The 4,582-nt window shown below is 41.0% G+C and carries 4 protein-coding genes and 1 pseudogene; 2 read left to right on the plus strand and 3 right to left on the minus strand.

The window, feature by feature from the left end; genetic code table 11:
- Positions 1-203: pseudogene (locus tag B3D59_RS12080) on the minus strand (hypothetical protein); the annotation flags it as partial.
- Positions 204-870: 667 nt separating this feature from the next.
- Here B3D59_RS12080 and B3D59_RS12085 point away from each other — a divergent pair.
- Positions 871-1,650, plus strand: a complete 780-nt coding sequence (locus tag B3D59_RS12085; protein WP_286820087.1) for a YkgJ family cysteine cluster protein — start codon at positions 871-873, stop codon at positions 1,648-1,650.
- Between the two features lie 111 nt (positions 1,651-1,761).
- On the opposite strand, the gene B3D59_RS12090 is transcribed toward B3D59_RS12085, so the two are convergent.
- Positions 1,762-2,961 (minus strand): aminotransferase class I/II-fold pyridoxal phosphate-dependent enzyme, encoded by a 1,200-nt coding sequence (locus B3D59_RS12090; RefSeq protein ID WP_277005106.1) that lies wholly within the window; start codon positions 2,959-2,961, stop codon positions 1,762-1,764.
- 213 nt (positions 2,962-3,174) lie between these two features.
- Here B3D59_RS12090 and B3D59_RS12095 point away from each other — a divergent pair, with 213 nt between their 5' ends.
- Complete coding sequence (locus B3D59_RS12095) at positions 3,175-4,263, plus strand: GGDEF domain-containing protein (protein WP_286820089.1); 1,089 nt, start codon at positions 3,175-3,177, stop codon at positions 4,261-4,263.
- A 12-nt stretch (positions 4,264-4,275) separates the two neighbouring features.
- On the opposite strand, the gene B3D59_RS12100 is transcribed toward B3D59_RS12095, so the two are convergent.
- Positions 4,276-4,464 (minus strand): hypothetical protein, encoded by a 189-nt coding sequence (locus tag B3D59_RS12100; protein ID WP_286820090.1) that lies wholly within the window; start codon positions 4,462-4,464, stop codon positions 4,276-4,278.
- Between the last annotated feature and the right edge of the window lie 118 nt (positions 4,465-4,582).

A 4,582-nucleotide genomic window follows, 5' to 3' on the forward strand; every position in this document is an offset into this window, starting at 1 on the left:
AAAAGCTTCAGTACGGTCACCATCATCTCCGCCGGTCTGTGAAAACGATATAACGCACTACCTTTTCGCTCACTGAATGTCCTGCCACACTCCTTGCAGCGATAGCGTTTCTCTTTTTTAGAGTGAATTGTGATATTGCCTTTGCCTATATGACCACGAGCAACACAATCCTCATGGGGACAAAAAATAGTTTTCGGATTCATAAGAACTCATGCATGAAAGGTTGCAGAAAGTTCTTAAAATCTTCATTTTTATAACAAATTCAAGTTCAACCACGGTTAAGTGGGGTGCTACCCTTGAGCCCTGAGTTTAGTACGGTTTGACTCTTCATCCGAAAATTCAATAAGTGACAGCCATTTTAATGCCAACGGCTCAATTGGAGAAATAAATTTTTTACCCGTACGTCTCATCTGATATCCTTGCTATGCAAATTTAAAAAAAACAATGATTTGTTGCAAAGCAAGATTATACAGGAATTATATTTGTCCACCTACTTACAATTCTTTTTATTTATTGAACCTGACATCAATCCGGATTTGCTTTCAAGAAACCCGGATTGATGCCTTTTCATTATTTTCAACATTTTTTTAACCTATTTTCAACACCAATACATTTGTTTTGAACTTCATCAAGATTGTTGTTTGCCAGGGCTTTTATTTGTTTTGAACATGTTATAAACACAAGTTTTCATCAGCTTTTGAACATGATTTTCTGTTTATTGACATTTTATCAATACCGTTTTGAACTTTTGAACATTTTATATGAGTGTGTTGATAAATGTTGGAATATGGTAAAATAGATAACACTCAGCAATGAAAATATATGCCCTGTTGATTACGGAAAAATTTAATGAATACTGGAAACAAGATAATGACAACACCTAACAACACCATGGACTACACGGCAAATCGTGAATTGCTTGGCAGCCGTACTTTCAAATTTGCCTGTCACGACAGTGTGCCCTGCTTTACCCGTTGCTGCCACAACGCCGACATGTATCTTTATCCTTATGATATTGTGCGCATGAAGCAGAACCTTAACATGACTTCGGAAGCGTTTTTGGTTGCCCATACCACAACAGCCATCCGCAGCATGCCCACCTTTCCCAATGTAATGTTGAAAATGAGCGACCGGCAGGGCAATCCCTGTACCTTTCTGACGGAAAAGGGGTGTACGATTTATCCAGACAGACCCTACTCCTGCAGGGCTTACCCCCTGGAACCGGCCATTTATGGTGATGCCGACGGCAGCATGCATATGCAGTATTATGTCATGCACCATGATTACTGCAAGGGACATGATGAAGATAAAGAATGGACTGCCAAAGCGTGGATGGCGGATCAGGAAATGCAAGTATACCATGAACCCAACAACTGCTGGGCCCGTATTGCAGGCCGTTTGCAGGGCGATTCGTTCAAGGCCCAGGGCCTTGATATGAATAGCCCGCCCATGAAGATGGCTTTCATGGCCAGTTATAATATGGACACCTTTCGCCGCTTTGTTTTTGAAACCAGTTTTCTATCGCGTTATGTTATTGCGCAGCAGCAACTGGACGCAGTGAAACAAGATGACCGTGAGTTGCTCATGCTTGGGCTTTCCTGGATCGAAAAGTTTTTGTTTGGTGAAGGACAGTTAGAGGAACGCGCTTAAGGAAGAAAACATGATAAAACCGATACAATCGCTTGAAGCCCCTGCCTGACTGTCAGGGGCTTGAAAGCGCTAAGAAAATTTCTCCGGCATTTTAACCGGAAACATTGTCGATTAAATTTTCATCTGGTCCATGGCTTTTTTCATCTGCCGGACAGCCTGGCGCAGGCGTTCTTCATTTTCAACCAGAGCCAGACGAAGATATCCTTCTCCCTCTTCGGAGAAACCAGCCCCTGGTGCCACGGCCACATTTCCGTTGTTCATCAGCTGGATGGCAAATTCCATGGAACCCATTTTATTAAAAGGTTCAGGGATTTTTGCCCATACAAACATGCCGGCCTTTGGTCTTGTTATATCCCATCCGATTCGTTCAAGACCTGAACAAAGTACATCCCGACGGTTTTCATAGATTTTTACCAGTCCGGGAATGGTGTCATCACAGTCCCGAAGCGCAATAATACCTGCCACCTGGATGGCAGAAAAGATACCATAATCAAAATAGCCTTTAATTTTTCCAAGTGCCTCGACAATTTTTTCATTACCAACGCAATATCCAATGCGCCAGCCGGCCATATTGTATGATTTGGAAAAGGATCCAAATTCAACACCGACATCTTTGGCACCCTCAATTTCCAGGAAGCTTGGGGCTACATATCCATCATAGGTTATTTTGCCGTAGGCAAAGTCATTGATAACCATGAATTTAAACCGTTTGGCAAGTTTTACGACCTCTTTGAAAAAATTTTTATCCGTTACAACGCCGGTGGGATTATGGGGATAGTTGAGCATAAGGACCTTTGGGCTGGGATAACAGGATTCACATACTGTAATAATCCTGTCCAGAAAGCCCTTTTCAGGTTCCAGGGGAATTCTCATAACATTTGCACCCGCGATCACCGCTGCATAGATATGGATGGGAAAGGCCGGTGCCGGAACTAGAACGCAGTCCCCGGGACCCATGATGGCCAGGCACAAATGGGAAATCCCTTCTTTGGAGCCAATGGTAAAGTAGGTTTCTTTGTCCGCATCCAGAGTAATGTTGTAATGGCGGCCATAATATTTGGCAATCTCTTTTTTTAAATTGGGAAGTCCTGAACTTTCCGGGTACCTATGGGATTTGGGATCCTTGGCAACATTCACCAGCTTTTCAATAACCGCATCAGGTGTGGGATCCATTGGATTCCCCATACCAAGGTCAATGACATCATCCCCATTGCGCCGTTTCTCCATTTTCATTTTATTAATCATACCGAAAAGGTAGGGGGGCAGGTAATCCATCCGGGATGCAAACCGAATAATCTTGTCTTGTTCCACGTCAAAAGCTCCTAATCATAAATGGTTGAAACATGAAATCAAAATAAAAAGAATATCAGATTTTATTAATCTGATAAAATCAAATCTTTATAAAATTGTTTTCATGTTTTAATTATTAATAATGTTTCACGGGAAACAGTATCCATTTTAGTTGTTATAATAGATGATTATCTATAAAATGGAAGTAATGATTTTATAAAAAAGAGGGGGGGTATGAGGAAACAGGGATCAAATGCAGGGCAGGTTTTAAATGCCCTTAGAAAACTGACTGCCTATTTAAATTCCATGGACCGTAATTCTTCTGGATTTGGCGAAGATAAAACAACCTGGTTCAATTATCCCCTTAAAATTATTTCGGAAACACTGCTTTTCAATGTAAGTGTGCTTTACCGGGTCTCAAATATCATCAATGATCGACTGATTCTTGAGGTGGTCAAGGTTGTGGACCCGGGCGCAATGAGAATGGATCTTCAGGAAGGCCGGAAACTTCGTCTTTTTCTTGATGTCCGGGATAAACGGTATGTTAATGAGGTCCATGCATTTTTAAATAAAAAAACATCCCATATTAAGGTAATAGGCATGGGTTGCGACATTATAGGGTATGTGTATTTTCCGGAAAATTTTGGCGGTATTTATCTTGTGGGCGGCGATTTTACGGGCAAAGAGCGCGGGCTCCAGGATTTTGAAATTTCAGCCATGGAAATTATGTGCAATCTGTTATCCACTATCATCATGAAAACCATGTTTGAACAAAAAGCTGAATATGACGATCTTACAGGCCTGTATAATTCCGGAAAAATAAAGGAAGAGGTTGAAAAAATTATTCTGCGGTTTAAACGCAAACCTTATGGCTCTGCTGTCCTGGCCATGGGTGATATTGATTTTTTTAAGTCGGTGAATGATAATTACGGGCATATCCAGGGAGATTTTGTTTTAAAAGAAGTGGGCAGGATTATATCCAATTCCATGAGAGAGTGCTTTGATCTTGCCGGACGTTATGGTGGGGAAGAATTTTTAATGATTTTTGAAGATTCTGATATCCAGGGCGGTTTTGAAGTGGTAGAACGCGTAAGACAACTCATTGAGAATCATGATTTTCCCATTGTTGAACGTAACGGAACCCCCATTAAAAATAAAACCATGAATGTTACCATGTCCTTTGGCTTATCTTTGATAAAAGGCAATGATAAATCGGTCACACCATCTGATTGGATAGCAAAAGCGGATAATGCACTATACCAGTCAAAGAACAATGGCCGGAATCAGACTACGGTATACCAGGAAAATTCGGGAATCAAATAAAGATCATAATTGTTAGACCAAGGAAATATTGACACTGAACACTTCCGGGTCCTTCTGGTATATTTTAAGACCTTCCATGATGCCGGTCGCTTCTCTGACGTCACCATTACCGGGACCTAAAATCAGAGGCCCTTTAAAACTGCCTGGGATTATCAATTCAGAACCCGGGTTTTCCATTGAAATAATAAAAATACCTGTCACTTCTTTCTCCCCATTCGCTCATTTTAAATCTGAGAAAGTTAATTTTGCATGGAGGGCTTGCAATAATTAAAATTCATCATAATTTTGTGGAAAATTCGGCTGTAGTTTCCTTTTTTTA

It is taken from the genome of Desulfobacter sp. UBA2225 (genome assembly GCF_002348205.1).
Taxonomy (GTDB): Bacteria; Desulfobacterota; Desulfobacteria; order Desulfobacterales; family Desulfobacteraceae; genus Desulfobacter; species Desulfobacter postgatei.

Excerpts from the sequence above, each read along its gene's own strand:
- B3D59_RS12085 (WP_286820087.1), top strand. The coding sequence starts at position 871 with ATGACAACACCTAACAACACCATGGACTACACGGCAAATCGTGAATTG.
- B3D59_RS12095 (WP_286820089.1), top strand. The coding sequence starts at position 3,175 with ATGAGGAAACAGGGATCAAATGCAGGGCAGGTTTTAAATGCCCTTAGA.